Raw genomic sequence first — 25,536 nt, 5'->3', positions numbered from 1 at the left:
GAGCACGATGACCTCGCTTCTCGACATCCTCGCCGAGGCTGACCGCCTGCCGACCGTGAGTCTCGCGAAGGACTCCCGACCCGCCGGACTGTGGAGCGTCGTGATCGGAGTCCATTCCGACTGGGCCCGACCGGCCATCGTCGATCCGCACGCGCAACTCGATCCGGAGACACGCCGAGCCGTCGAGGTTTCGCTCGACGTGCTGTCCGTGGACTGGCACGGCTCTGCCGTGATCCTGGCGGCACCGGCGAGCAGCCCGTATGACTTCATCACCCTGACCGGCCTCGATGACGCCGACCCGACTGCCGACTCGACCGTTCGTCTGCGTCGAGCCGCCGGGTCCGCTGCCCGTGCGTCCGAGCGGATCACCGATCTCACGTTCGCGCTTCCCGTCGAGTCCGCCGCCGACGTGCGCGCCGTCGTCGAGGGTGCCCTGCTCGGTGGGTACTCCTACCCGGGGGTGCACGGTTCGCAGCCCGACACCGCCACGACGCGCACCGTCGAGATCGACGTGCTGGGCGGCGACGCGCATGCCGGTCAAGGCGACGTCACCGCCGCGGTCGAAGCCGCCAGGGCGACGAGGCTCTCGCGCACCCTCGTCGATCTGCCGCCCAACCTGCTGTATCCGTCGTCCTTCGCGCGCGTGGCCGCGCATCTGGCCCGCGATGCCGGCATCGACGTCGAGATCAAAGACGCCGACGCCCTCCGCGCGGAGGGCTTCGGGGGACTGATCGGGGTCGGACAGGGAAGCGAGCACGAGCCCGCTCTCGTGCGCGTCGACTATGTGCCGGACGAGCCCGCGCGCGGGCATCTCGCCTTCGTCGGCAAGGGGATCACCTACGACGCGGGCGGCATCAACCTCAAGCTGTCCCAGCAGGACTACATGAACTTCGACATGTCGGGCGCAGCCGCGGTGCTGGCTGCGGCACTCGCGTGCGCGCGTCTTCGGGTGCCGGTGCGGGTCACCGCGTGGATGGCGCTGGCGGAGAACGTCCCGTCCGGGACATCTCAGCGTCCGAGCGATGTGCTCACCCTTCGCGATGGGACGACCGTCGAGGTCCGCGACACCGATGCCGAGGGTCGCCTGGTGCTGGCCGATGCGCTCGTCGCGGCGATCGCGGAGCACCCCGACGTTGTCGTCGACATCGCCACGCTCACCGGCGCACAGCAGATCGCGCTCGGTGACCGAGTGACCGGTCTGATGTCCAACGACGACGACCTGGCGTCGGAGCTCGACGGTGCCGCGACCTCGGCGGACGAGAGGCTGTGGCGGATGCCGCTGCCGGTCGATCTGGCCGACGGACTGCGTTCCCGGGTCGCCGACATCGCGAACAAGGCAGACCGCCCTGGTGGGATGCTCACGGCCGCACTCTTCCTCGAGCACATCGTCTCGCGGGCCGAGTCGGTGCCGCGCTGGGCGCACCTGGACATCTGCGGTCCGGCGATCAACCGCAAGAAGCCCTACGGATTCACGCCGCTGGGAGGCACGGGTGTGGGCGCGCGGACTCTTCTCGCACTGGCCCAGCACACCGCGGAATGACCCGAAGGTTCGTTCTCGCACCCTGACGCCGCATCGCCCCCGCTCGACGGAGCGGGGGCGATGCGGCGTCAGGCGTGTGGCGCCCTGCGACGCCGTCAGTCTGTGACGCCGTCAGTCTGCGACGTCGGCGTGGCGGCGCGCGATCTCGTCGGCCACGACCAGGATCGAGCCGAGCTGCTGCCCCACCATCGCTCTGACCGGCAGTGCGTGGGTCTCGACGCGGCTGCTCCGGCGCAGCCATCCCTCGATGAGGTCGGTCACCTCGGCGGCCGCTGAGCGCACGGCGGGGTCCGCGAGGCCTGCGTCGACCTGCGCCTGGAGGGCGCGACGGAACATGCCGCCGTAGCGCAGGATGAATCCGCGCACACGTGTCTCCCGACTCACCGTCTCTGCCACCGTGGCGAGTCGATCGGGTGACGACGAGCCTGCGCGAACGCCGTCGGCCGCAGCATCGGCGACGAGGAAGGGAAGGAAGGCCGCGGATGCGCGCCAGAACGGAGAGTCGACGGACATCGAGGGCTGCACTCGCACGCGGAGCTCGTCGAGGCGCGAGGCGACGGACCCCAACTGGTCGGCGGTGCGCTCGATCATGGCGGCGTGCGATTCGTCGGTCTCCGCCGTCGAGGGAGCGGTCGGGCTCCAGTAGGGCACTTCCGGGATGAGGGTGACCGCGCCGCGGGCGGCGGCGTACTCCACGGATTGCGAACCGAGGAAGCCCTGGGTGGGGTCCTGACCGGCGGCCTCCGCGGCCTCGTACCCGACCTCGAACCGCGGAGCGAGGAACACTCCGGGGGACAGCCGGGTGAGGTGCGGGGACTCCGCCTCGCCGCGGTCGACGATGACGCCGGCCGTCTCCGACACGCGATGCAGGTCATCGAGCAGCTGTGCATCCCAGTGCGAGACGTACCAGTACGCGCCGCCGGTCTCCGAGTTGTGAAGGCTCACATACAGTTCGGGTCGGATGTCGTCGATGACGCGTGCGAGTGCCTGCGTCTCGGGCAGCATCCGGTCGAAGAAGGCGCGCTTGTAGTCGGTCGGGAACGTCCACTCCGGCTGCTCGTCGGGGGCGGGCCGGAAGAACCCGCGCACGTAGGAGTCGAAGTCGCCCGGGCGATCGAACCAGGTCTCGTTGAGACGCGTTCCGTCGGGGTCGAGGTTGTGGACGAAGTGCCAGGTGTAGTCGTAGCGGGCTCGGAAACGCGCATCCTCGACGACGAGTCGGGCGAGATGGGCCGCGGTGCGGAACCCCGTGACCTCGTTGGGATGGACACCTGCGACGACGACCGCGTCGCGGGATCCGGCGCCGACCGTGGTCAGCAGGAGCGCTTCGCCGAGTCGCGAGGTGCCGACGCGTCGAGTGCGGGCGCTCGACGGATGCCGCCGTGCCAGGTCGGCGAATCCGTCGTCGATCTCGTCGACCCCGAGAAAGCGGTCGTCGGTGTCGACGGCGGTGATCCAGCCGGCGACGTCATCGAAGTGGTGCGGGGTCGTCATCGTCTCTGCTCCTATGCTCTCGTCGCGGACTGCTGTGCGATCGCGGACGCAGCGGCCCAATCCTGGATCGCGAGACCGACCGATTTGAAGATGGTGCGGGCTGCGCGAGAGCCGGCGTCGGCGTCGAGGCGCGCTCCCAGCTCACTCACCGCGTCTTCGTGCAGATGACCGGAGGTGAGCGCGGGCATCAGATCGCCGGCCTCCTCGCGGATGGCGTCCCAACTGTCGATCACGACGTCGGCGCCGGTGAAGGCGTCGGCGGGCAGCTCCCGCATGTCGAGGCGATAGGAGCCGACCGCGTTGATGTGGATGCGCGGCGGGAGGTCGGCCGCATCGAAGACGGGCGTCGTCGACGATGTCACACACGTGAGGACGTCGGTGTCGCGGAGGGCTGCGGCCAGATCGTTCACCGTCACCACGAGCACCTCGGGATGCTCCTCCCGCAACCGTGCCACGAGGGCTGCGGCGCGAGAAGGCGTGCGCGCGCTGATGCGCACCTCACGGATCGGGCGGACGGCGAGAACCGCGGCCACCTGACGATACGCCTGGGCGCCTGCGCCGATGATCGTCATCACCGAGGCATCCGGCGCGGCCAGCAACGCGGTCGCGACCCCGCTCGCAGCCCCGGTACGGATGGCGGTGATCTCGGCGGCATCGAACACCATCTCCCCGCGGGGAGCCGTCCACACGATGACGCCGGAGATCGCGGGATCGCGGGAGGGCTCGATGCGCAGCACCTTGACGACTGCGGTGCTGCTCGGGCGATGATGCACCGGCATGGTCAGGATGCGCCCGCCGTCGAAGGCGACCCGCACCGGGAGGTCGAAGTCGCCGCGATGGAACCCGATGAAGGCCTCACGCACGGCGTCGATGACGGTGGTCAGGGCGACAGGAACCCCCCGTTCGACCACGGCGTCATGCGTCATGGGTCGGGTCGCCCTCGTCGAGCCCCGCCCAGAGGCCCCGGACGTGTCGGATGTGCATGGACATGATGTCGGCGGCGCGGTCGGCATCACCGGCAGCCATCGCCTCGATGAGGTCGTCGTGCTCCTGCAGCGAGCGCTCGAACGTGACCGTGTCGGCGATCGTGTCGAGCCCCAGGAGTCGGCTGCGATCGCGCAGCGTCCCGACCAGCGAGACGAGTTCCTGGTTGCCGAGCTCGGCCAGCAGTCCGAGGTGGAACTCGCGGTCGGTGGCGACGAACGAGGCCCAGTCTCGCGCCATGGCGTAGCCACGGGTGCGCATGCACCGCTCGCGGTGCGGTTCGTAGTCCTGGATCATGTGGTTCTCGGTGATCGAGCGGATGGCGGGGATCTCGAGAAGAGCGCGGACCTCGTTGATCTGATCGAGTTCCTCCGGCGTGGGGCGGCGGACGATGAAGCCCCGATTGCGCCGCATCTCCACCAGGCCGTCCTTGGCGAGATCGTGGAGGGCCTCGCGGACAGGGGTGATCGAGACCTTCAGACGCTCTGCCACAGAGCCGATGGAGAGCAGGGTGCCCGCCTCCAGCCGCCCCGACACGATCTGCGAGCGGAGGATCGCGGCTGCTTGGGAGCGATAGCTCTGCTGCTGCACCTCGGTGCCCGCCGTCGCATCCGACCAATCCAGTGTCGTCGCCACCCTGTCCTCCAAGATCGTATGAGGCCGTGATTTAGTGAGGCCTTACGTTCGGAACGCTATCACGTACTCACGGCGCGCAACCGGTCGGCTGAATATTTCGTGCTCGTGAACCGCTATTACGTCCTTGTAACGCTCGACATTCTTCCGAAAAAAGAGTGAGGTATTACACCCAGTCGTGTTAGCGTCTGCTCATGACAACCTCAATGCCCGCCCGAAGGGCCTCCGCCGTCGCCGCGCTCGGCATCGTCGCCGCGCTCGCTCTCACCAGCTGCTCAGGGGCGTCGTCGACCTCGTCCGCCGACACCGATCTGACCTGGGCCACCGTGTCCGCTCCGCAGAGCCTGGACAACACGAAGGCGATCTCCGCTGTCTCGTACACGGTGCAGGCCGCTGCGCTGGAGACACTCCTGCATGTCAACGGCGACGGCGAGCTCGAACCGTGGCTCGCCGAGTCGTGGACCACGTCCGACGACAAGACGTTCGTCTTCACCCTCCGCGACGACGTCACGTTCTGGAACGGCGACCCGCTCACCGCCGAGGACGTCGCCTATTCGCTCACCAGACTGGCCCAAGACTCTTCCCTCACCAGCTACAACTTCGTCTCCTTCGAACAGGCCACGGCGACCGGCGACAACGAGGTCACCGTCACCCTGAGCGCGGTGGACCCCCTGTTCCTGCCGGTGGCGGTCGCATCGAACGGCTTCATCGTCCAGCAGGCCTTCGCCGAGGAGGCGGGCGACGCCCTCGGTGACCCCGAGGTCCTCACGATGGGCACCGGCCCCTATCAGGTGGAGTCCTTCTCGAAGACGGGCGATACGGTGCTCGCCCGCTACGACGACTACTGGGGCGATGCTCCGTCAGCCGACAGCGTCACATTCACCACGATCACAGACCCCGAGACGATGCGCATCGCTCTGACCCAAGGGCAGGTGGACGGCACCTTCGACGCCCGTCTCGCCGACGCCGAACGGTACTCCTCGGAGAACGCGGTGACCACGACGCTCGCTCCGGGCCTCTCCATGGAGTACCTGTCGCTCGATGTCCGCGAGGCGCCGTTCGACGACATCCACCTGCGCAAGGCGATCGCATACGCGGTCTCGAAGGACGATCTCGTCACCGCGCAGCTCAAGGGCAACGGTCAGCCGGCAGACGTCGTCATGACACGCCCTCAGCTCGAGGCGATGTTCGGTGAGGACGGAACCGAACTGACCGATCAGATCGAGACCTACGACAACGACATCGACGCCGCGAAGGAAGAGCTGGCGCAGTCCGCGTACCCGGACGGCCTCACGATCGACGCGACCTTCGCCGAGTACGACTCCGTCGTCTTCCAGGTCCTCCAGGCCGACCTCGCCGAGATCGGCATCACCCTGAACGGATCGTCCGTGACCGCCGAGCAGTTCTACGACGAGACCAGCCAGATCGACCAGCCGCAGGGGCTTCGGCTGATCTACACCGGCTATGGATCGCTGGACCCATGGGAGTCCCTTCGCGGTCTGTTCGCCGAAGCGAACACCGCCGGTTACTCCAGTGCGGTCGGCACGGAGAACCTCGCCACCCTGGCATCGACCCTCGACGAGGACGAGCGGAAGGCGGCAGTCGTGGCGATCTCGCAGGATCTGGCCGAGAATGTGCCGTACATCCCGTTGTACACCGAGCAGAAGCTGCTCGTGCTGGGCAACGACTGGACCTATGAGGACTTCGCGCCGCGCGGAGCGGACTGGATCCATCGCATCGCCGCCGATCAGTGATCGAAAGAGCGGGACGCATCGGCGTCCCGCTCTTTCACCGCCCCGAATCCGATGTACGCGAAGGAAGTCAGCGTGGCACTCTATCTCCTCAGGAAACTCGGTCAGACCGCGGCACTGCTGATCCTGGTGTCGGTGCTCGTCTTCGCGCTCCTGTATCTGGCGCCGGGCTCCGTCGAGCGGACCCTGCTGCAGGGCCAGCCGGCGACTCCCGAGACCATCGCGGCGATCCGTGAGCAGTTCCATCTCGACGACCCCTTCCTCGCCCAGTACTGGCGATGGGTGAGCGGTGCGATCACCGGCGACTTCGGCTCGTCCATCGTGGAGCGCCAGCCCGTCACGACGGTCATCGGCGGGCGCCTCGAGATCTCGGCCACCCTCGCCCTCATGTCGATCGTGCTCGTGCTCCTCACAGCGATCCCGCTCGGAATGATCGCCGGTCTCCGACAGGGCAGAGCGGCCGATGCCCTCATCAGCGGGATGGCCGTCACCTTTCTGGCGGCTCCCGTGTACGCCACGGCCACGATCCTCCTCTACGTCTTCGGGATCGCCCTCGGGCTGTTCCCCGTGTTCGGAGCCGGCAACGGATTCGCCGATCGTCTCTGGCATCTGCTTCTGCCGGCGATCACGCTCGCGATCGCGCAGTTCGCCGTGGTCGCGCGCCAGATGCGCGCGAGCGTGCTCGGAGTCGAGAGCGCCGACTACGTCACCTTCGCGCGTGCGAGAGGGCTCGCTCGCGCGAGGATCCTCGTCGCCTACACCTTCCGCAACAGCATGCTGCCGGTTCTGACGGTCACGGGGCTGCTGCTCGCAGGAAGCCTCGGCGGCGTCGTCTTCATCGAGAACATCTTCTCCATCCCTGGGCTCGGGTCCCTGCTGGTCGAATCGATCCAGTCGAAGGACATGCCGGTGGTGCAGGCGGTGGCGATCCTCCTCGCGACGATCATCTTCGTCTTCAACTTCATCATCGACATCATGTACGCCGTCGTCGATCCCCGCATCCGCATGGCAGGAGGTCAGCGATGACCACGCAGCGCATCGTCACCCAGCTGGCCAAGGAGCGCGCTCGCCGCCCCAGGATCACGGCCGTCACCGTCGCCTGCCTCGTCGTCCTGATCGTCGCAGGGGTGTGCGCGGCGATCGGCCCGATGATCGCACCGCTGGATCCCACAGCACAGGACATCGCGCTGGGAGCGACGGCATCCAGCGCGGCCCATCTGCTCGGCACCGACGGCCTCGGACGCGACGTGCTATCGAGACTGATCGCGGGCAGTCAGACCGCCATCGTCGGCGCGATCGTAGTGGCGATCGGCGCGACCCTGATCGGAACAGTCGTCGGCCTCGTCGCCGGATTCCGCGGGGGGATGCTCGACAGCTTCCTGATGCGCACCACCGATCTGGTGTGGGCGTTCCCCTCGCTGTTGACCACGCTCGTCGTCGTCGGCGTGTTCGAGGGCGGCTACTGGGTCGCGGTGGCGATGTTCACCCTGTTCGGCTGGCCGATCGAGGCGCGTCTCGTGCGCAGCGTCACCCTCGTCCAGCGCACGCTCCCCTACGTGGAGGCGGCACGCACGCTCGACGTGAGCGAATCGGTGATCGTCTTCCGACACGTCCTGCCCAACGTCATGCCCACCGTGGTGGCGAACCTGCTCCTCGGCTTCGTCGGCGCGCTCGTCGGATTGTCCGGTCTGTCGTTCCTGGGCCTCGGCGTGCCGCCAGGCGTGCCCGACTGGGGGCTCATGATCAACGAGAACCGCTCGATACTCGACCTCAACATCTGGGGGTCGCTGGCCCCATCCCTCGCCCTGATCCTCGTCGGCCTCGCGGCCACACTCGCAGCGGATCGATGGTACGGCAAGGTGTCGACGAACGGAGGAGCACGATGACCATCGGACTCGACGCAGAGGTGTGCGCGGAGATACGCGGGCTCTCGCTCTCGTTCGAACGCGACGGCGTGCAGGTGCCGCTCACCTTCGACACCGACATCACCCTCTATCGCGGTGAGACCCTGTGCCTGGTGGGGGAGTCGGGAAGCGGCAAGTCGATCACCGTGCGGACCCTGGCTGGCCTCGTGCCGCCCGGTGTCACGGCGACCGGTTCGGTGCGCGTGGGAGGTCTCGAGCTGATCGGCGCGCCGGAGCGTGTGGTGGCGGGCATCCGTGGCAGGACGGTGGCACTCCTGATGCAGGATCCGTTCACGATCCTGAACCCGCTCCAGACGATCCGCACGCATCTCGTGGAGTCGCTGCCGCCGGAGCGGCGTCGCGCACGTGACCTCGACGATGTCGTTCGACGGATGCTCGAGGAGGTGCAGATCACCGATGAGACCGTCCTCGCGCGGTACCCCTTCCAGCTGTCCGGGGGCATGCGCCAGCGCATCGCGCTCGCGGCCGCCCTGGCTCAGGATCCCGAGATCCTCATCGCAGACGAACCCACGACCGCACTCGACGCGACGACCCAGAGGGCGGTGCTCGATTTGATCCGCCGCATACAGGCAGAGCGGGGGATGTCGGTCGTCCTCGTCACACACGACCTGCAGCTGGGCTTCACGTACAGCGATCGCGTCATGGTGATGTACGCCGGGAACATCCTCGAGACGGCCAGCGGCGAGGCGCTGCGCGAAGGGTCGGCGCACCCGTACACCGAGGGCCTCCTGAGATCCATCCCCAGCAGTCGGGAGCGACTGACCGTTCTGGAGAGCATCCCCGGCTCCATCGTCCCCGCTCGCGACACCGTCGGGCACTGCGCGTTCTCGAACCGGTGTCGTTGGGCGGCTCCCGAATGCCTGGTGGCCTCTCCGCCGCTGCACGAGATCGGGAAGGACCACGCGACGGCCTGTGTGCGCATCGAGGAGATCCGTGCGGAGGTTCTCTCGGAGACACCTGCGGAGACGGAGCTGGTGGTACCGCCGAACTCCGCTCTCGTCGCGGCGCGCTCGAACGCCCCTGCGCTGGTGATCGACTCACTGAGCAAGACGTTCGGCACGTCGCGACGCCCGGGTCAGCGCGCAGTGGTCGACGCATCCCTGGTCGTCGAGCGGGGCGAGAGCGTGGGAATCATCGGTGAGTCAGGCTCTGGCAAGACCACTCTCGCGCGGTGCGTTCTCGGTCTCGAGTCTCCGTCGTCGGGTCGCATCGTCGTCGGCGGCAGGGACGCGACCTCGTACGCGGCGATGAGTCGCGCCGATCGCCATGCGGTCCGCCGAGCGGTGCAGTGCGTGTTCCAAGACCCGTACACATCATTGAACCCCGCGCACAGCATCGGCAGCACCCTCAGAGAAGCGCTCTCGAAGTCGACCTCCGACATCACCCTCACCGTCGCCGAGATGCTCGAGCTCGTGCGGCTGCCCGCTTCCTACGCGACCAGGCGTCCGAGTGCACTGTCCGGCGGTGAACGTCAGCGGGTCGCGATCGCGCGCGCGCTCGCGGTCAAGCCCGACCTCATCGTGTGCGACGAACCGGTGGCCTCCCTCGACGTCAGTGTGCAGGCCCAGATCCTGGGGGTGCTTCGCGCGGCGAACGAAGAGCTCGGCACCTCATTGCTCTTCATCACGCACGACCTCGGAGTAGTGCGTCAGGTGACCGAGAAGGTCGTGGTGATGCTGAAGGGTGAGATCGTCGAGCGCGGCGACACGGCGACGGTCCTGGACGCCCCGAGCCACTCGTACACCCGGCGGCTCGTCGCCGCCACCGACTTCGACAGTGCGGCATGAGCGGAGCGGACACGCTGCAACTGACTCCGGACGAGTCGGCGATGCTCGCGGGCGCCGACGGCGCTGCCGTCGCGCTGGCGATGAGAGTCGTCGTGCAGCTGGCGAGGACGCTGCAGGCACCGAGACTGGTCCCCGTCGCCTCGGCGCACATCGATTCCGCGTTGTATCACGGACGGGTCAGTCTCGACTTCGCCGACCGATTGGTCGATCTGGGGGCGCGGGTGCGCGTGCCCACCACGCTGAACGTCGGATCGATGGATCTGCTGCATCCGCACTACGTCCGCACCGACACCGCGCATGAGAGAGAGGTCGCTGACGGCGGACGATCCCTGATGTCGGCGTACGTCGCCATGGGGTGCACGGCGAGCTGGACGTGTGCGCCGTACCAGCTGCCGGGCCGCCCGTCATTCGGCGAGCACATCGCCTGGGCCGAGTCCAACGCGATCGTCTTCGCGAACAGCGTGTTGGGCGCGCGCACCGATCGATACGGCGACTTCCTTGACATCGCTGCGGCGATCACCGGTCGTGCGCCCTTCTCAGGCCTGCACACGACCGCCGCGCGTCGGGGGCAGGTCGTGATCGACTGCACGGCCCTCTCTGCCGAGACCGTCGCCGCGGAGGCCTTCTGGCCGACCCTCGGCTATCTCGCCGGCGGGCTGAGCGGCACGCGCAATCCGGTCTTCACCGGCCTCCCCGCAGACACGGGCGAGGATCGGCTCAAGGCCCTCGGCGCAGCCGCGGCATCGGCGGGCGGCGTGGGCCTCTTCCATGTGGTCGGTCGCACGCCGGAGGCGCCGACCCTGCACGCGGCGCTGCAGGGGGCGGCGCCGGAGGAGGTGCACGTGCTCGACGAGGCGATGCTCAGGTCGGCGCGGCGCGATCTGTCGACCTTCGACGACGGCGCGATCGATGCGGTGAGCATCGGCACGCCCCATGCATCCTTCGACGAGCTGACACAGCTCGCGGAGCTCCTCGAGGAAGGGCCGCCGATCCACCCCGATGTCGACTTCTTCGTGTCGACCGGGCGGGCGCAGCTCGCGTTCGCCGAGGAGACCGGAGCCGCGGGGATCCTCCGCGCCGCGGGTGTGCGAGTGGTCGTGGACACCTGCACGTATGTCACGGCGATGCTCGCGCCTTCCGTGCGTCGCGTGCTCACGAACTCCGGCAAATGGGCGCACTATGCGCCGGCGAACATCGGCGTCGACGTCATGCTCGTCTCGATGCGGGATTGCGTGGATTCCGCTCGCACCGGTCGAGTGGTGCTCGAAGGCGGGGCAGCCGGATGACCGCGGTGCTCCTCGAGGGGCGCGGCACCGGGCCGCTGTTGCGCCTGCAGGCTCCCCTCTCCTTCTGGGGCGGAGTGGGTCATGACGGTACCGTCGTCGACGTGCATCATCCCGATCGGGGGAGAAGCCTCTCGGGGGTCGTCCTCGCGATGGACGCGGGGCGCGGGTCCAGCTCTTCGTCGAGCGTGCTCGCGGAGCTGATCCGCGCGGGGGTCGGCCCGTGCGCGATCCTTCTCGCGAGTCGCGATGCGATCGTCGTGACCGGGGCTCTCGTCGCCGCCGAGCTCTACGACGTGCGGGTCCCGGTGGTGCTGGTGCCGCCCGCCGCGCAGGCAGGGTTGGCAGGCAGGCTCACCGTTGACACGAGCCAGGACCCGATCGTCAGAACAAGCGGCGATGCCTCTTCGCTCCGCTCATGAGGTCTGATGGCGCGTACTGCCCTTGTTCGTAGAGCGGAAACGCTGTGGACTCTAAGGCTGTCCGATGGATCCGCCACAAAATACTCTGGTCGGCTGAGGTGCGCTTCCAATCCGCCGGATCTGACATCTCGCACGCGCTCGGCGGGCGGATCGACGGAGTAATGCGACGCCAGAAGAGGTGCGACGAGCGCTCCTTCTCTGCTTGTACGCAGGAGCAATCGTGCATCTAAGGAGCCGCAACAGCCCGGCCGTACTCTCTTCATTTACGAATGAGCGATTTCGCTTAACGTATCTGCTATCGGTACGAGACGGTAAGGAACTCCCCCTACGACTTGGCAAAGACGTGCGGCTAACCAGTGTGCTCGGGGTGCCCCGCACACGGCTCCAAAGGCGTCCGGTCGATCTCGGGTCCGCTCTTCCTCTGGAATGGAATCACTATGAAGGTTCGTGACGTCGTTTTCTCCAGGTCCGAGCGGGTTGATCTCCTGATCACCGTTTGCGGTTACGAGCGCAGATCCCAGTATGTCGCTCGTGTTAGCGCGGAAGCGGTGCGACATGTGGTAATCGACTACGACTCGTCGGGGGTTGGCGCTTACGATGCCAACCTCGCAGCGCTTAGCTCGTCGGATGCCGAGCTGCACTCGGAGGAGAGCGCGTTGGAAGTCGCCGTCGCCGCTGCTGCATCGGGGGAGCGACTGCGAGTCGACATCAGCAGCATGCGAAGATCTACGATTGCCGCCGTAGTTGATGCGCTCCAATCGTCGCCAGGCGAGAGGGATGTGCAATTTGTCTACTCACCGGCCGCCTATGAAGCGAGTTCGGGTGCAGTAACTGATCACTTGACCCTGAGTGCGGGGCCCGTATCGGATGCTTTCCGCGGCGATCTTCGTCCGTCATCGGTCCCGGTCGGTTTGGTCGCTGGCCTTGGACTCGAGCCTCACCGCATCATGGGGCTGACGGAACTTCTTGAGCCCGATCAGGTCTGGGCTTTCATCGCCTCGAGTGACGATTCTCGGTTCCAACACGATGCCCGTAGCGTTAACCAACTCACCCTTGAAGACCCGCACACGTCGGCAGTTACCTACGAGATCCGTTCGATCGCAGAAACGTATCTAGCCTTGGACTCGCTGGTCTTCGCCGCTTCCCCTCAGAGGCGACTCGTTCTGGCGCCATCGGGTCCCAAGATGTTCTCATTGGTTTGCATGCTGGTCGCCGCATCACAGCCGGACCTTCGGCCGGCCGTATGGAGAGTTGGTCCTGCGTCAGCTTCCAGCGCGACGCCGCTCGAAGCAGCCGGTGACGTGGTTGCTGCCGAGGTCAATTTTCGCGCCTCCGCAATCGACGGCGGCTAGAGCTCCGGTGCAGCATTGCTGAGGCGAGTTGTCGGGCAAGTCGGAAACTGAAGTGCCATTGGTGATCCTCGCGTCCCGACGTGTCCCGGCACATCTCGGCGGTGCCCGAGGGGTGTCGGTTCGGCGTTCGCTGCCGTGAATCCGGGCAGACACTCGCGAGAATGCCCTCATTTCTCGGGGTCCCCTACGTGCGAAAATACAAGAAAACCCGCGATCTCTCGCGGGTTTCGTTGTGGACCTGAGGGGACTCGAACCCCTGACCCCCTGCATGCCATGCAGGTGCGCTACCAGCTGCGCCACAGGCCCATCTTCGCCGCCCGCGTGAGCGGGGCAACTTGAAAAGAATACAACAGGTGAAGCGGCCACCGCCAATCGAGCGGCATGACCGTGTCGCGCACCGCGATCGCCGGGAACACTCCCGGCGATGCATGCGTTGTCATAGACATGCAGCAAATGGAGAGTGTCGTCATCGGTGCAGGGCAGGCCGGTCTCTCCACTTCGTACCATCTGAAGCGACTCGGCATCGAGCACCTCGTGCTCGATGCGAACCAGGCCCCCGGTGGCGCGTGGCAGCACCGCTGGGATGCACTCAGCATGAACGACGTCCACGGCGTCGCGGAGCTTCCCGGATCCACACCACCGGCGAGAGATGCGAAGCGCGCCAACGTCGTGGTCCCGGCATCCTTCGCGGAGTACGAGCGCGCGCACGACCTGCCGGTCATCCGGCCGGTCCATGTCGACAGGGTGACGGACGACGACGGGATGCTGGTGGTGCACGCCGGCGGGAGCGAGTGGCGCACGCGAACCGTCGTCAACGCCACGGGAACCTGGACGCAGCCGTTCCTGCCGCACTACCCGGGGATGGAGACGTTCATCGGCGAGCAGATGCACACCGTGGACTATCCCGGGCCCGATCACTTCCGCGGTGAACGCGTGCTGGTCGTCGGCGGGGGAGCCTCCGCCGTCCAGTTCCTCGGTGCGCTGGCTCCGATCACCGACACGCTGTGGGCCACCCGGCGTGAGCCGATCTGGCGTGGCGACGATTTCACGCCGGAGGCCGGCGCAGCCGCCGTCGCCCTCGTCGAGCAGCGTGTCGCGCAGGGACTGCCCCCGCAGAGCGTCGTGAGTGTGACCGGACTCATGCTGCGCCCGCAGGAGCGCGAAGCGGAGCGGCTGGGCGCCTACGCCGATCGGCGGCCCATGTTCGAGCGGATAGAGCCCGACGGAGTCCGCTGGGCCGATGGTTCGTTCGAACGGGTGGATGCGATCCTCTGGGCGACGGGCTTCCGCCCCGCGATCGGCCACCTCGCGCCGTTGCACCTTCGCAGTGAGGCGGGTGGTATCCAGCTCGATCGCGGCGGCCGGGGGACGACGGCGGTCAAGGATCCTCGCGTGCAGATGGTGGGTTACGGGCCGTCGGCGAGCACGATCGGTGCGAATCGAGCCGGCCGCACCGCGGCCAAGGGCGTGCAGCGGGCACTGTCGAAGACGAGCGCGGCCGTCGCCGACGTGCGCGATCTGTGATCGGGAGACACGACGCTCGATAGCCTTGGCCCATGATCCGAATCGTCGTCATGGGTGTCTGGCTGCTCCTGTCGGCCTGGTTGCTGGTCTGGGTGGGCGAAGGTCTCCTGGGCGTCGATCAGCGCTCGTCGATCCTCCCGTTCATGGGCGAGGACACGCTCGGGGCACCGATATTCATCGGGGTGGCGTGGGGGCTCATCCTGACGTTCGGCGGGACGATGGGCGCGCTCGTCCCGCGCGGTCGACTCCGCGGGGAGACCCAGCTCGGCGTCGGACGCGTCATCGATGTGAGCCGCACGGGTCTCACCGTGAACGACGTGCCTCAGTACGACCTCTTCGTGCGGGTGGCGCCCGCCGACGGCCCCGAGTTCGTGAGCCGTCTGAGAACCCTGATCGATCCGGTCGGACAGGGCTCCATCGAACCAGGACTCGTGCTGCCGGTCCGGTACAGCCTCGCCGACCACGATGACGTGGAGATCGCGGACATGGAGAACCCCACCGTGCGCGAGGCGATGCTCGAATGGCGGATCCGACGCGGCCTGATCGCGCCGCATCTCGTGCGCGCTCGGCGGGCAGGAATGCAGGCGCCGGCATCCGTGCTCGCGATCCGACCCACCGGTGTGCGCCGTGAGGGCCAGAGCGAGCTCGCGCTGCGACTGCTCGTTTCGCCGGAGGGGCAGCAGAGCTGGGAGGCGGACACGACCGTCTTCGTCTATCCGGAAGCGCTGTCCCGCGTGCAGGTCGGCTCACCGGTATGGGCGCGCTACCTGCGTGACGACCCTCAGACGGTCGCCATGACGATCGAACGGGAGGACACGGCGTGAACCCCATGGACACCCTGATCTGGCTGCTCAACTTCCCCGTCGGCCACGCCTATCCGACGGTCTTCATCGCGGGCTTCTCGCTCATGGGGCTCGGAGTGCTCTCGTTCCGCGGCGTGGGAGGCGCGAACCCGAAGCTGACGGCGATGCGCGAACGGGAGGGCCTGCCCGAAGCACGCAGTGCCGGTGGCGTCGGACACCTCGCCGCCCGCGTGCAGCGGTTCGGATTCCGCATCCTCGCCGTCGTCATGGTCTCCGGTCTGGTCATGGGCATCCTCGCCCTGACCGGAGTACCGCTGACGCGCGCGTACATCCACGAGAACGGCGTGCCGACGACAGGTTCCATGGACGGTGACTGGGTGACGTTCTCGACGGCGGGCGGGCAGACCTTCACGATCGAGAGCAACTTCTTCTCGCCGGCGGTGTATCCGGACACCGGCGCATGGGTGTCGTCGGACGCTCCTGTCGTCGTGAGATACCTTCCCTCTCACCCGCAGGCGTTCGTCATCGACACGACCCAGCTTCCCCAATGAGCGCGATGCGCTGGCCGGTCCGCACTCCACGGTGCGGGATCGGCCCGTCCGCGAGCTCTGGCCGTTAGCCTGGACATCGAGCCGTCAGACAGGAGATCCTCATGTCCAGAATCATCGTCTTCGGCGGCCACGGCCGCATCGCCCTTCTGCTCGCGCCGTTGCTGGTCGCGAACGGCGACGAGGTGACAGCCGTCATCCGCAATCCCGCGCACACCGCAGATGTCGAGGCAGCGGGCGCCAGCGCGCTCGTGGCCGACGTCGAGGCGATGGATGCCGCGGCACTCGCCGAGATCGTCCGCGGTCATGACGCGATCGTGTGGTCGGCCGGTGCCGGCGGGGGAGATCCGGAGCGCACCTACGCGGTGGACCGTGATGCGGCGATCCGCACCATGTACGCCGCCCCGCTCGCGGGTGTGCGCCGCTACGTGATGGTCTCGTGGCTCGGGTCGAAGGCGGACCACGGTGTTCCGAAGGAGGACTCCTTCTTCGCGTACGCCGATGCGAAGTGGGCCGCGGACGAGCATCTGCGCGGCAGTCAGCTCGACGGCACCATCCTCGGCCCCGGCACGCTCACGTTCGACGAGCCGACCGGACGCATCGAACTGGATCCGCACGGCCGCGGAGCGGTATCACGTGCGGACGTCGCAGCCGTGATCGTCGCGGCTCTCGACGAGCCGCTGACGATCGGTCGGACCATCCGCTTCGGCAACGGCGACGCCGAGACGTCCGAGCCCATCGAGACGGCGCTCGCGCGCTGACCGTCCTGGCACCGGGTCTCAGGGGTGCTTCGACGGCTGCGCGCACATGATCAGCAGCGCGATGCTGCCGAACGGGGCGAGGCAGATGAAGATCCATGCCCAGTGGAAGCCGGCATCGCGCAGACGCCTGACCGTCACGGCCAGCAACGGCACGAGCGAGGCCATGGCGAACGCCCACAGCACGAGCAGCGCCAGCCACCCGACGAACGGGATCCACACGACCAGGAGCGCCGAGAACGCGACGATCAGTGAGGCGAGCTGGGCGTACCAGAACTCGGGGCGGCTCGCACGGCCGTCGAAGCGGGCGTACTTCTGCACGCACACGCGCACCGCGTCGAAGATGTCGCGCACGACCGGACGCGAATCCGCCGGGCCGCGCCAGACTCCGACGGGAACGCCCAGGGGGACCTGCTGCGGATAGAGCACCATCGGCGCAGCAGCAGGAACGATCGTCTCTGGCACCGGTCGGGTGTGCGCCGTCCACGCGACGCCGTCCCAGTAACGCAGGAACCGTGCTCCCGACGGATCCGGATACCAGTTCGCGGGCTGCACGTGCGGTGTCGACATGGGGTCCCCTCCGCCACACATTCAAGCATGTCGGGCGTCGGATCGCAGACGTAGGGTGGACGTATGCGCCGTCATCTCCCGTACCGCGTCGCCGCGGCAACGGCGGGGGTGTTCGCGGTCTCGATCGCTCTCGCCCCGACAACGGCGGGCGCGACGGCGTTGGCCGGCGCGACGGCGCCGGGGACGGCGGGACCGCGTCCGGCGGTGGTCGAGCCGGCGGATGCCGGCGGAGCATCCGAGACGGCAGAGCGGCTCGTGTCGCAGATGACCACTGCGCAGCAGGCGTCGAGCGTCGTGATGGGCCATATTCCGTCCACCGACACGGCGTCCCTGGCCGCGTACATGGACTCCGGTCTGGGCGGTTTCATCCTGATGGGCGCGAACATCCCGGCGAGCGAGGCCGAGCTGCGGGCGGTGACAGCGGCTCTGACGACCGATCCCGCACGTGCACCGCTGGTCGCGATCGATCAGGAGGGCGGGCTCGTCTCACGACTGCCATGGGATGAGTTCTCCGCCTCGCAGACGCTCAAGGACAGGCCGGCCTCCGAGACCGCTGCCGCGTTCGCCGCGCGCGCATCGCTGGTGGCGCGCACGGGTGCCAACGTCAACTTCGGCATCGTCGCCGACACCACGGCCGACAGCTCGTCGTTCATCCACGGCCGCTCGCTCGGAGCCGATCCGGCGTCGGCGGCCGAACGCGTCGCGGCGGCCGTGACCGCAGAAGAGCCGTTCGTCGCGTCCACGATCAAGCATTTCCCCGGCCACGGAGCAGCTCCCGGTGACTCCCACTCGTTGATTCCCCGCACCGACAAGACTCTGGAGGAGTGGCGCCGCACGGACGCCCTGCCCTTCATCGCCGGCATCGACGCCGGGGCCTCGGTGCTGATGTTCGGTCACCTGGACTACGCGGCCGTGGACGCGAAGCCCGCATCGCTCTCCGCGCGCTGGCATGAGATCGCCCGTGATGAGCTCGGCTTCGAGGGCGTCATGGTCACCGATGATCTCGGCATGCTGCAGTCGACCGGCATCGCCGAGTACGCCGATCCGGTCGCGAACGCCGTCGCGGCGATCGCCGCCGGCAATGACCTGGTGCTGATGATCGCGCATTCCACTCCTGAGACGGCCGATCGGCTCTCGGCGGGCATCGCGGCTGCCGTCGAAGACGGCGCACTTGCGGCCGATCGTCTTCAGGATGCTGCGGAGCGCGTCATGACACTGCGACTGGAGCGCGCGGCGTCCGGCGCCGTCTGGGCGCTCTGCGCGACCTGCACTCCGGTGCCCTGACCGTCTCCGAGCCAGGCGGCGAGCAGCAGTCGGCGCAGCGCATTGCCCCGCTCGGCGAACCCGCGCTGGCGGCGCACGTACTCGGCCTTGCCGTCCGCGGTCTCGATGGGCACGGGTACGACGCCCCAGGCGGACAGATCGTACGGCGCGGCCTCCATGTCGAGCAGGCGGATGTCGCGGGCCAGTTCGAACGCGTCGAGCAGCAGCTCGCCCGGCACGAGCGGACCGAGCTTCATGGCCCACTTGTACACATCCATGCCCGCATGCAGGCACCCCGGCTGTTCGAACTCCGGCTGGTCGGCGCGGCTGAGCGCACGTCGATTGCGCGGCACGGCCTCCGGGGTGAAGAAGCGGAACGCATCGAAGTGCGTGCATCGCAGCTCGTGCGCCTCCACAACCGCATCGGTGCCGCCCTGTCCCAGTCGCAGCGGGGCGGTGTGCCGGTGTTCCGTGTCGCGGTAGACCATCGCCCACTCATGCAGTCCGAAGCACCCGAACTGCCCCGGCCGGGCCGCCGTGCGGCGCAGCATCCGCTCGATGAGATCCGCGAGCGCGGATTTCTCGATCGCGAAGGCACCTGCGTCCGGCACGGCGGAACCCGGATCGGTACCGGGGGAGTACCAGCGCCAGTCGAGCCTGTCCTGGGCGTCGTCGAGCTGCACTCCGGCTCCGGGATGCCAACGGCGCAACTGCGAGGGCGAGTACGAGTAGTAGGTGAAGAGGAAGTCCCACACCGGATGCTTCTCGCCCCGTCGTGCGCGTTCGCGGTGCGCGGCCGTCAGCGCGTCGACGCGCTCGTGGTGCGCACGCTCGCGCGCCGTCCACGTCACGCGGTCGAGAATGAGAGCGGACATCTCGTCAGCGCAGGATGCCCGCGTCGGTGAGGCGCTCCCGGAGCCCGGCCCCGTCGGATGCCGCGACCCAGGGCGCCGCGTCGTCGGAGTGGTCGTCCGACTCCGAGCGTCCACCGGCGAGGATAGCCTCGGTCGGCGACAGGCGGCGGATCGCCACCCCGGCGACCGAATCGGGGTTCTCCTGCATGAATTCGGTGTAGATCGCCTCGTCGTGCTGCCCGTCGTCACCGATCAGCAGCCACTTCACGTTCGGGAACTCGGTCGCCAGGCGGCGAAGGTTGGTGAGCTTGTGCTCGCGTCCGCTGCGGAACCACCGGTCATGCGTGGGGCCCCAGTCGGTGAGGAGCATCGAACCGGTCGGGAACAGGTGGCGACTCATGAACCGGCTCAACGTCGGCGCCACGTTCCACGCGCCGGTGGAGAGGTAGATCATCGGGGCGCCGGGGTGCTGGCGCATCAGCTGCTCGAGCAGCACGGCCATGCCAGGCACAGGAAGGCGGGCGTGCTCGTCGACGACGAAGGAGTTCCACGCGGCGATGAAGGGCCTCGGCAGGGCGGTCACCATGACGGTGTCGTCGATGTCGGACAGCACGCCGAAGTCCACCTCGTCACCCACGATGAAGGCCGTGGCCTCGACCGCGGCCTGACCCTCGACCGACATCGTGAACGTCTGCCAGCCGGAGGGGAGCTCCGCGTCGAGCACGGTGTCGACGACGCCACCGCGATCGGCGACGACCTCGTGCGTGCGACCGGCGACGGTGATCCGCACGTTCGCGAAGCTGACGGGGATGCCGACGAAGCTGCGCCAGCCCCGCACGCTGGCGTACTCGCCGTTCTCGGTGCGGCGCTGCGGGGGCACGATCAGCACTCTGCCGACGACGCGCACCCATCCGCTGCCGCCGTATCCGGCGAAGGGCAGCACGGTCGCGGTGCGCCCACGCCGGCGCGCCCTGCTCTCCCGCCAGACGTGCAGGCGGTGCTCCAAACGTGCGAACCAGTGGATCCTGGCGTTGGGGGCGCTGTCTTCGGACATCGCCTCAGTCTTTCATGCCGGAGGAGGCGTCCTCATCTGCGTCCTCCACGACGACATGCATGTGGCGGCTCTCCCAACGCGTGAGCAGTTTCTTGCCGATGAAGATGAGGAGCAGGAACGCCACGATGATGCCGACGAAGATGTAGCCGGCGAAGTGCACCTGGTCGACGAGATCGCGGAAGCTACCCGCCGCGAGAGAGGTGACGCTGACGTAGGCGGTCGCCCAGATGAGACACGCGGGTGCTGTCCATGCCAGGAAGCGCCGGTAGGAGTACGCGCTCATCCCGACGGTGAGGGGGACGAGGGAGTGCAGCACCGGCAGGAAGCGCGACAGGAAGATCGCGAGCCCGCCCCGTCGCCGCAGGTACCGTTCGGCGCGCTCCCAGTGCGATTCGCCGATCCGTCGTCCGATCCAGGATCGGCGGATTCGCGGACCCAGCCAGCGACCCAGCCAGAATCCGATGCTCTCGCCGATCAGCGCCCCGATCACGACGGCGACGACCATCGCCACGGTCTCGACGACGCCCTCCACGCCCATGGACGCGATGATCACGATCGTGTCGCCCGGAACGATGAGGCCGATCAGGATGCTGGTCTCCAGCATGACGGCCAGACCCGCGATGAGCGTGCGAGCGACAGGGTCGACGGCCTGCACGGCGTCGAGTATCCACAGCAGGATGTCGTCCACACGGTCGAGAATACGTGCTCCCGCGCACCGTACGCTGAGAAGGTGACCCGCCACCCTCTGCTCGAGCTGCGTCGTCCGGACGCGGCCGTCGATGTCGAGGCGCTGTTCCGGTCGCTCGCGGCGGTCCACGAGGACGTGTTCTGGCTGGATGCCGGTGCCGGGGCCACGGACGGCTGGAGCATGCTCGGGGTGGGGGAGCGCGACGCGAACGGGCCGCGGGATGTCCGGCTCGATGCCGCGGACACCGCCGTCCCCGACCACCCTCCGCTGCGCGGAGGGTGGGTCGGATGGCTGGACTACGAGAGCGGCGCGGCCGCCGCAGGCGCTCCGGCAGCGCATTCGGAGGGAGGACCGGCATGGCTGCGCGTGACCGCGGCGGTGGCGGTGGACCACGCGACCGGTGCGGTGTGGGAGATCGGTGAACCGTCGTCGTCACTCCTGGCCATGACGAGCGAGCGCAACGAGACAGGACGGGGAGAGCGGGAAGCCCGTCGACCAGGCGGAGCGGCGGCGCGCACGGCATCCGCTCGTCACACCCCCGCCGAGTACGCAGCGCTGATCCAGCGGTGCCGAGACGCCATCCGTGCCGGTACCGCGTATCAGCTGTGCCTCACCACCCGGTTCCACGTCGACGGCGTGCACGACGAGATCGAGGCGTACCTGCGGCTGCGCACCGCGACCCCCGCCCATCACGGCGGATTCGTGCGCATCGGCGGCAGAGCGCTCCTGAGTGCGAGCCCTGAGACGTTCCTGCATGCGTCCGGCGGCCTGATCCGCACTCGTCCCATCAAGGGCACACGCCCGCGCGGCGCGGATCCGGCATCCGACCGCGCGCTCGCCGCGGAGCTGCTGGCCAGCGAGAAGGAGCGCGCCGAGAACGTCATGATCGTCGACCTCATGCGCAACGATCTCTCCCGTGTATGCGTTCCCGGCAGCATCCGCGTCGACGGACTGTGGGAGGTGGAGTCGTATCCCGCCGTGCACCAGCTCGTCAGCACCGTGAGCGGGCAGGCGGTGGACGGGCTCACGGTCGGACGGCTGTGGGATGCCGCGTTCCCCGCCGGCAGCATGACCGGTGCTCCGAAGCTGTCGGCGATGACCCGGTTGCACGCGCTGGAGGGTGGAGCGCCCCGCGGTGTGTACAGCGGGTGCTTCGGCTACGTCGGAGTGGACGGCGCGATGGATCTCGCGATGGTGATCCGCAGCATCCTGGTGGACGGTGAGCGCGCGGTGGTCGGTGCCGGTGGGGGCATCACGTGGGGGTCCGATCCCGATGCCGAGGTCGACGAGGTGGCGACCAAGGCGCGGGCCCCGTTGGCCGCTCTGGGCGCGGAACTGCCGGAAGCCTGGCGTCGTTAGGGATCCGATATCCTGGAAGTTCCTGACTTCTGCAGTTCGAAATGAATCTGTGCAGTCCGCTCCCTGAGATTGGCCGTTCGTTGTCTGAAAATCTGTCGTCCTCCGCCGAGCCCGTCGACGAGTCGTCCTCGGCGCACGCCATCCAAGCCAAGTGGCAGAAGTACTGGGCGGATGACGAGACGTTCCTCGCAGGAGGCGCCGACGACAGCCGCCCGCGCAAGTACGTGCTGGCGATGTTCCCGTACCCCTCGGGCGACCTCCACATGGGGCACGCCGAGAACTATCTCTACTCCGACATCGTGGCGCGCTTCTGGCGTCACCGGGGCCACAACGTGCTGAACCCGATCGGCTGGGATTCGTTCGGCCTGCCCGCCGAGAACGCCGCCATCCGCCGCGGCGCCGATCCTCGCGAGTGGACGTACCGGAACATCGCGCAGCAGAAGTCCGCATTCCAGTCGTACGGTGTGTCGTTCGACTGGAGCCGCGAGCTGCACACCTCCGATCCGGAGTACTACCACTGGAATCAGTGGCTGTTCCTCAAGCTCCACGAGCGCGGGCTGGCGTACCGCAAGAAGAGCCCCGTCAACTGGTGCCCGAACGACCAGACAGTGCTCGCGAACGAGCAGGTCGTCGACGGGCGCTGCGAGCGCTGCGGCGCCGAGGTCATCAAGAAGAAGCTGACGCAGTGGTACTTCAAGATCACCGATTACGCCGACCGTCTGCTGGACGACCTGAATCAGCTCGAGGGATCGTGGCCGCACAAGGTGCTGCAGATGCAGCGCAACTGGATCGGTCGCTCGATCGGTGCGGACGTCGACTTCGTGATCGAGGGTCGCGACGAGCCGGTGACGGTGTTCTCGACGCGCCCCGACACCCTGCACGGTGCGACGTTCTTCGTGGTCGCCCCGGACGCCGACCTCGCCTCCGAGCTGGTGGCGGATGCCTCGGATGAGGTGCGCGAGAGCTTCGCGGAGTATCTGGCCAAGGTGCAGAAGACCACCGACATCGATCGGCAGGCCACCGACCGGCCGAAGACCGGCGTGTTCCTGGAGCGCTACGCGGTCAACCCCGTGAACGGCGAGAAGCTGCCGATCTGGGCCGCCGACTACGTGCTCGCCGACTACGGTCATGGTGCCGTGATGGCGGTTCCCGCCCACGACCAGCGCGACCTCGACTTCGCACGCGCCTTCGACCTGCCGGTCAAGGTCGTCGTCGACACCACCGCGCCGATCACGGGCGCCATGCCGGTCATCGAGGTCGACGACGACGGCGTGCCGATCGACACGCTGCCGAGCCTGGACGACCAGCATCCGTCGGTCACCGGCATCGCCCTGACCGGTGAAGGCCGGATGATCAACTCCGGAGACCTGAACGGGCTGTCCAAGCGCAACGCGGTCGCTCGCGCGATCGAGCAGCTCACCGCGAACGGCACGGGCCGTGCGGCGAAGAACTACCGCCTGCGCGACTGGCTGATCTCTCGTCAGCGGTTCTGGGGCACGCCGATCCCGATGCTGCACCACGAGGACGGCGAGGTGACGCCCGTTCCCGAGGCTCAGCTGCCGGTCACGCTGCCGAGCGTGGAGGGTCTCGACCTGTCGCCGAAGGGCACGTCGCCACTGGGGGCGGCGGAGTCGTGGGTGCGGACGGTCGATCCCGTCTCCGGAGACCCGGTGCTGCGCGATCCCGACACCATGGACACGTTCGTGGACAGCTCGTGGTACTTCCTGCGGTTCCTCTCACCGAACAGCGACCAGTTCGCGTTCGACGCGAAGGAAGCCGCACGCTGGGCTCCCGTCGACACGTACATCGGCGGTGTCGAGCACGCGATCCTGCACCTGCTCTACGCGCGTTTCATTACCAAGGTGCTCTTCGACATGGGGCTGATCGACTTCACCGAGCCGTTCTCGAGCCTCATCAACCAGGGCATGGTGATCCTGAACGGCGCGAAGATGTCCAAGAGCAAGGGAAACCTCGTGCTCTTCCAGGACGAGCTCGGCGCATACGGCGCGGATGCCGTGCGCGTGGGCATGGCCTTCGCAGGGCCCGTCGAGGATGACAAGGACTGGGCCGACGTCTCGATGACCGGCGCCCAGAAGTTCCTCGCGCGTGCGCTGCGTCTCAGCCACGACGTGGCGAGCCCCGTCGACGTGCTGTTCAAGGGCGGGGATGCCGCGCTGCGCCGCGGTACGCACCGCCTGCTCGCCGACGCGCCAGCGCTGGTCGAGCACACGAAGTTCAACGTGCTCGTCGCGCGGCTGATGGAGCTCGTGAACCTGACCCGCAAGACGATCGACGCAGGCAGCGGCGCGGCGGACCCCGCAGTGCGCGAAGCCGCTGAGACGGTCGCCGTGATGCTCGACCTCATCGCTCCGCACACCGCGGAGGAGATGTGGGAGATCCTCGGGCACGAGCCCTCCGTCGGACTCGTACCCTGGCGTCAGGCCGATCCGACGCTGCTCGTGGAGGACTCGGTCACCGCGGTCGTGCAGATCGCCGGCAAGGTGCGCGCGCAGCTCGAGGTGCCCGCCCGCATCAGCGAGGCGGAGCTCGAGGCGCTCGCGCGCGCGGACGAGCGCGTCATCCGTGCGCTCGGTGACAAGGAGATCGTGCGGGTCATCGTTCGCGCTCCGAAGATCGTGAGTTTCGCCGTCAAGGGCTGAGGACCTTGCCGGCGCCGGGTGCCGGCGCCGGCTGGTGACGCGAGGTGGTGAGCAGGCGACGCGAGAACAGTTTCCCGGGTTGCGAGCGTCTGGAACCCGGGAAAGTCTTCCGGCCTCGGGCACTCTGCGCATCTGCAGTCTCTCTGCACCCAATGTCTGCAGCGGGCGTCTGTCCACGAGTGCGGGGATCCCGGCATCCGTGCGTCGGCCCGCTATCCTAGCGTGGGCGGGTGCCAGCGACTGACGAGGAGCCTTCGTCCCCGAGTGCGGGCGTCGCTGCGCGC

General features: G+C 68.0%; 23 protein-coding genes and 1 tRNA gene. 15 read left to right on the top strand and 9 right to left on the bottom strand.

The genetic code is table 11. From position 1 onward, the window contains the following. The first annotated feature begins 7 nt into the window (after positions 1-7). Complete coding sequence (locus tag ACYVG2_RS14970) at positions 8-1,540, top strand: leucyl aminopeptidase (RefSeq protein WP_460781713.1); 1,533 nt, start codon at positions 8-10, stop codon at positions 1,538-1,540. 111 nt (positions 1,541-1,651) lie between these two features. On the opposite strand, the gene ACYVG2_RS14965 is transcribed toward ACYVG2_RS14970, so the two are convergent. The 3 genes from ACYVG2_RS14965 to ACYVG2_RS14955 are packed head-to-tail and all read right to left on the bottom strand — an operon-like array spanning position 1,652 to position 4,654. Beyond that, positions 1,652-3,034, bottom strand: coding sequence for a M14 family zinc carboxypeptidase (locus tag ACYVG2_RS14965; protein ID WP_440748374.1), 1,383 nt, complete (start codon positions 3,032-3,034; stop codon positions 1,652-1,654). Positions 3,035-3,045: 11 nt separating this feature from the next. Next, positions 3,046-3,960, bottom strand: coding sequence for an ornithine cyclodeaminase family protein (locus tag ACYVG2_RS14960; protein ID WP_440748373.1), 915 nt, complete (start codon positions 3,958-3,960; stop codon positions 3,046-3,048). Beyond that, a complete protein-coding gene (locus ACYVG2_RS14955) occupies positions 3,950-4,654 on the bottom strand; it encodes a GntR family transcriptional regulator (RefSeq protein WP_460781712.1) in 705 nt (234 codons plus the stop codon). The genes ACYVG2_RS14960 and ACYVG2_RS14955 overlap by 11 nt, the downstream gene beginning before the upstream one ends. 191 nt (positions 4,655-4,845) lie before the next feature. On the opposite strand from ACYVG2_RS14955, the gene ACYVG2_RS14950 reads away from it, so the two are divergent. The 7 genes from ACYVG2_RS14950 to ACYVG2_RS14920 all read left to right on the top strand — a co-directional run bounded on the left by ACYVG2_RS14950 (position 4,846) and on the right by ACYVG2_RS14920 (position 13,171). After that, positions 4,846-6,405, top strand: coding sequence for an ABC transporter substrate-binding protein (locus ACYVG2_RS14950; RefSeq protein WP_440748371.1), 1,560 nt, complete (start codon positions 4,846-4,848; stop codon positions 6,403-6,405). A 72-nt stretch (positions 6,406-6,477) separates the two neighbouring features. After that, the gene (locus tag ACYVG2_RS14945) at positions 6,478-7,428 is read left to right on the top strand and encodes an ABC transporter permease (RefSeq protein WP_440748370.1); all 951 of its coding nucleotides are present in this window, start codon (positions 6,478-6,480) and stop codon (positions 7,426-7,428) included. Further along, the gene (locus ACYVG2_RS14940) at positions 7,425-8,288 is read left to right on the top strand and encodes an ABC transporter permease (RefSeq protein WP_440748369.1); all 864 of its coding nucleotides are present in this window, start codon (positions 7,425-7,427) and stop codon (positions 8,286-8,288) included. The genes ACYVG2_RS14945 and ACYVG2_RS14940 overlap by 4 nt, the downstream gene beginning before the upstream one ends. Continuing rightward, positions 8,285-10,114 carry an ABC transporter ATP-binding protein gene (locus ACYVG2_RS14935; protein WP_440748368.1) on the top strand — a complete coding sequence of 610 codons (1,830 nt, stop codon included), beginning with the start codon at positions 8,285-8,287 and terminating at the stop codon, positions 10,112-10,114. Before ACYVG2_RS14940 ends, ACYVG2_RS14935 begins: the two co-directional genes overlap by 4 nt. Continuing rightward, positions 10,111-11,400 carry an aconitase X gene (locus tag ACYVG2_RS14930; protein WP_460781711.1) on the top strand — a complete coding sequence of 430 codons (1,290 nt, stop codon included), beginning with the start codon at positions 10,111-10,113 and terminating at the stop codon, positions 11,398-11,400. Before ACYVG2_RS14935 ends, ACYVG2_RS14930 begins: the two co-directional genes overlap by 4 nt. Further along, positions 11,397-11,819 carry an aconitase X swivel domain-containing protein gene (locus ACYVG2_RS14925; protein WP_440748366.1) on the top strand — a complete coding sequence of 141 codons (423 nt, stop codon included), beginning with the start codon at positions 11,397-11,399 and terminating at the stop codon, positions 11,817-11,819. The genes ACYVG2_RS14930 and ACYVG2_RS14925 overlap by 4 nt, the downstream gene beginning before the upstream one ends. A gap of 437 nt (positions 11,820-12,256) precedes the next feature. Further along, the gene (locus ACYVG2_RS14920; protein ID WP_460781710.1) at positions 12,257-13,171 is read left to right on the top strand and encodes a hypothetical protein; all 915 of its coding nucleotides are present in this window, start codon (positions 12,257-12,259) and stop codon (positions 13,169-13,171) included. 233 nt (positions 13,172-13,404) lie between these two features. On the opposite strand, the gene ACYVG2_RS14915 is transcribed toward ACYVG2_RS14920, so the two are convergent. Further along, positions 13,405-13,477 (bottom strand) — tRNA-Ala (locus ACYVG2_RS14915). Next, positions 13,456-13,617 carry a hypothetical protein gene (locus ACYVG2_RS14910; protein ID WP_460781709.1) on the bottom strand — a complete coding sequence of 54 codons (162 nt, stop codon included), beginning with the start codon at positions 13,615-13,617 and terminating at the stop codon, positions 13,456-13,458. Before ACYVG2_RS14910 ends, ACYVG2_RS14915 begins: the two co-directional genes overlap by 22 nt. Here ACYVG2_RS14910 and ACYVG2_RS14905 point away from each other — a divergent pair. The 4 genes from ACYVG2_RS14905 (at position 13,616) to ACYVG2_RS14890 (ending at position 16,807) form a co-directional block, all read left to right on the top strand. Continuing rightward, complete coding sequence (locus ACYVG2_RS14905; RefSeq protein ID WP_460781708.1) at positions 13,616-14,695, top strand: flavin-containing monooxygenase; 1,080 nt, start codon at positions 13,616-13,618, stop codon at positions 14,693-14,695. The genes ACYVG2_RS14910 and ACYVG2_RS14905 overlap by 2 nt on opposite strands. Before the next feature lie 32 nt (positions 14,696-14,727). Further along, entirely contained in the window at positions 14,728-15,519 is a 792-nt protein-coding gene (locus tag ACYVG2_RS14900; protein WP_460781707.1) for a hypothetical protein, read from the top strand. Continuing rightward, the gene (locus ACYVG2_RS14895) at positions 15,516-16,049 is read left to right on the top strand and encodes a hypothetical protein (RefSeq protein ID WP_460781706.1); all 534 of its coding nucleotides are present in this window, start codon (positions 15,516-15,518) and stop codon (positions 16,047-16,049) included. The genes ACYVG2_RS14900 and ACYVG2_RS14895 overlap by 4 nt, the downstream gene beginning before the upstream one ends. A gap of 101 nt (positions 16,050-16,150) precedes the next feature. Further along, complete coding sequence (locus ACYVG2_RS14890) at positions 16,151-16,807, top strand: SDR family oxidoreductase (protein WP_448965820.1); 657 nt, start codon at positions 16,151-16,153, stop codon at positions 16,805-16,807. A gap of 18 nt (positions 16,808-16,825) precedes the next feature. Here the strand turns inward: ACYVG2_RS14890 and ACYVG2_RS14885 are convergent, their stop codons facing one another. Beyond that, entirely contained in the window at positions 16,826-17,374 is a 549-nt protein-coding gene (locus tag ACYVG2_RS14885; RefSeq protein WP_460781705.1) for a DUF805 domain-containing protein, read from the bottom strand. Positions 17,375-17,437: 63 nt separating this feature from the next. On the opposite strand from ACYVG2_RS14885, the gene ACYVG2_RS14880 reads away from it, so the two are divergent. After that, a complete protein-coding gene (locus ACYVG2_RS14880; protein ID WP_460781704.1) occupies positions 17,438-18,658 on the top strand; it encodes a glycoside hydrolase family 3 N-terminal domain-containing protein in 1,221 nt (406 codons plus the stop codon). Here the strand turns inward: ACYVG2_RS14880 and ACYVG2_RS14875 are convergent. From ACYVG2_RS14875 to ACYVG2_RS14865, 3 genes are read right to left on the bottom strand one after another with little or no spacing between them, the layout of a single operon-like run. Next, the gene (locus ACYVG2_RS14875; RefSeq protein ID WP_460781703.1) at positions 18,562-19,512 is read right to left on the bottom strand and encodes a 3-methyladenine DNA glycosylase; all 951 of its coding nucleotides are present in this window, start codon (positions 19,510-19,512) and stop codon (positions 18,562-18,564) included. The genes ACYVG2_RS14880 and ACYVG2_RS14875 overlap by 97 nt on opposite strands. A 4-nt stretch (positions 19,513-19,516) precedes the next feature. Continuing rightward, positions 19,517-20,545 (bottom strand): App1 family protein, encoded by a 1,029-nt coding sequence (locus ACYVG2_RS14870; RefSeq protein WP_460781702.1) that lies wholly within the window; start codon positions 20,543-20,545, stop codon positions 19,517-19,519. Positions 20,546-20,549: 4 nt separating this feature from the next. Further along, positions 20,550-21,233, bottom strand: a complete 684-nt coding sequence (locus tag ACYVG2_RS14865; RefSeq protein ID WP_448965815.1) for a DedA family protein — start codon at positions 21,231-21,233, stop codon at positions 20,550-20,552. Positions 21,234-21,275: 42 nt separating this feature from the next. Between ACYVG2_RS14865 and ACYVG2_RS14860 the strand changes: the two genes are divergently transcribed. Together ACYVG2_RS14860 and leuS are read left to right on the top strand one after the other, a co-directional pair. After that, positions 21,276-22,592, top strand: coding sequence for an anthranilate synthase component I family protein (locus ACYVG2_RS14860; RefSeq protein ID WP_460781701.1), 1,317 nt, complete (start codon positions 21,276-21,278; stop codon positions 22,590-22,592). 41 nt (positions 22,593-22,633) lie between these two features. Then, positions 22,634-25,252 (top strand): leucine--tRNA ligase, encoded by a 2,619-nt coding sequence (gene leuS / locus ACYVG2_RS14855; protein ID WP_460781700.1) that lies wholly within the window; start codon positions 22,634-22,636, stop codon positions 25,250-25,252. Positions 25,253-25,536: the final 284 nt, after the last annotated feature.

The organism is Microbacterium shaanxiense (assembly GCF_054779995.1).
Note: the sequence above shows the minus strand (reverse complement) of the source record. Positions and strands in the feature narration are given on the sequence as shown.

What these genes read in the sequence shown, in the direction of transcription:
- ACYVG2_RS14970 (WP_460781713.1), top strand. Translation starts at nt 8, where the DNA reads ATGACCTCGCTTCTCGACATCCTCGCCGAGGCTGACCGCCTGCCGACC.
- ACYVG2_RS14965 (WP_440748374.1), bottom strand. Translation starts at nt 3,034, where the DNA reads ATGACGACCCCGCACCACTTCGATGACGTCGCCGGCTGGATCACCGCC.
- ACYVG2_RS14960 (WP_440748373.1), bottom strand. Translation starts at nt 3,960, where the DNA reads ATGACGCATGACGCCGTGGTCGAACGGGGGGTTCCTGTCGCCCTGACC.
- ACYVG2_RS14950 (WP_440748371.1), top strand. Translation starts at nt 4,846, where the DNA reads ATGACAACCTCAATGCCCGCCCGAAGGGCCTCCGCCGTCGCCGCGCTC.
- ACYVG2_RS14940 (WP_440748369.1), top strand. Translation starts at nt 7,425, where the DNA reads ATGACCACGCAGCGCATCGTCACCCAGCTGGCCAAGGAGCGCGCTCGC.
- ACYVG2_RS14935 (WP_440748368.1), top strand. Translation starts at nt 8,285, where the DNA reads ATGACCATCGGACTCGACGCAGAGGTGTGCGCGGAGATACGCGGGCTC.
- ACYVG2_RS14930 (WP_460781711.1), top strand. Translation starts at nt 10,111, where the DNA reads ATGAGCGGAGCGGACACGCTGCAACTGACTCCGGACGAGTCGGCGATG.
- ACYVG2_RS14925 (WP_440748366.1), top strand. Translation starts at nt 11,397, where the DNA reads ATGACCGCGGTGCTCCTCGAGGGGCGCGGCACCGGGCCGCTGTTGCGC.
- ACYVG2_RS14920 (WP_460781710.1), top strand. Translation starts at nt 12,257, where the DNA reads ATGAAGGTTCGTGACGTCGTTTTCTCCAGGTCCGAGCGGGTTGATCTC.
- ACYVG2_RS14905 (WP_460781708.1), top strand. Translation starts at nt 13,616, where the DNA reads ATGCAGCAAATGGAGAGTGTCGTCATCGGTGCAGGGCAGGCCGGTCTC.
- ACYVG2_RS14910 (WP_460781709.1), bottom strand. Translation starts at nt 13,617, where the DNA reads ATGTCTATGACAACGCATGCATCGCCGGGAGTGTTCCCGGCGATCGCG.
- ACYVG2_RS14900 (WP_460781707.1), top strand. Translation starts at nt 14,728, where the DNA reads ATGATCCGAATCGTCGTCATGGGTGTCTGGCTGCTCCTGTCGGCCTGG.
- ACYVG2_RS14890 (WP_448965820.1), top strand. Translation starts at nt 16,151, where the DNA reads ATGTCCAGAATCATCGTCTTCGGCGGCCACGGCCGCATCGCCCTTCTG.
- ACYVG2_RS14885 (WP_460781705.1), bottom strand. Translation starts at nt 17,374, where the DNA reads ATGTCGACACCGCACGTGCAGCCCGCGAACTGGTATCCGGATCCGTCG.
- ACYVG2_RS14880 (WP_460781704.1), top strand. Translation starts at nt 17,438, where the DNA reads ATGCGCCGTCATCTCCCGTACCGCGTCGCCGCGGCAACGGCGGGGGTG.
- ACYVG2_RS14875 (WP_460781703.1), bottom strand. Translation starts at nt 19,512, where the DNA reads ATGTCCGCTCTCATTCTCGACCGCGTGACGTGGACGGCGCGCGAGCGT.
- ACYVG2_RS14870 (WP_460781702.1), bottom strand. Translation starts at nt 20,545, where the DNA reads ATGTCCGAAGACAGCGCCCCCAACGCCAGGATCCACTGGTTCGCACGT.
- leuS (WP_460781700.1), top strand. Translation starts at nt 22,634, where the DNA reads ATGAATCTGTGCAGTCCGCTCCCTGAGATTGGCCGTTCGTTGTCTGAA.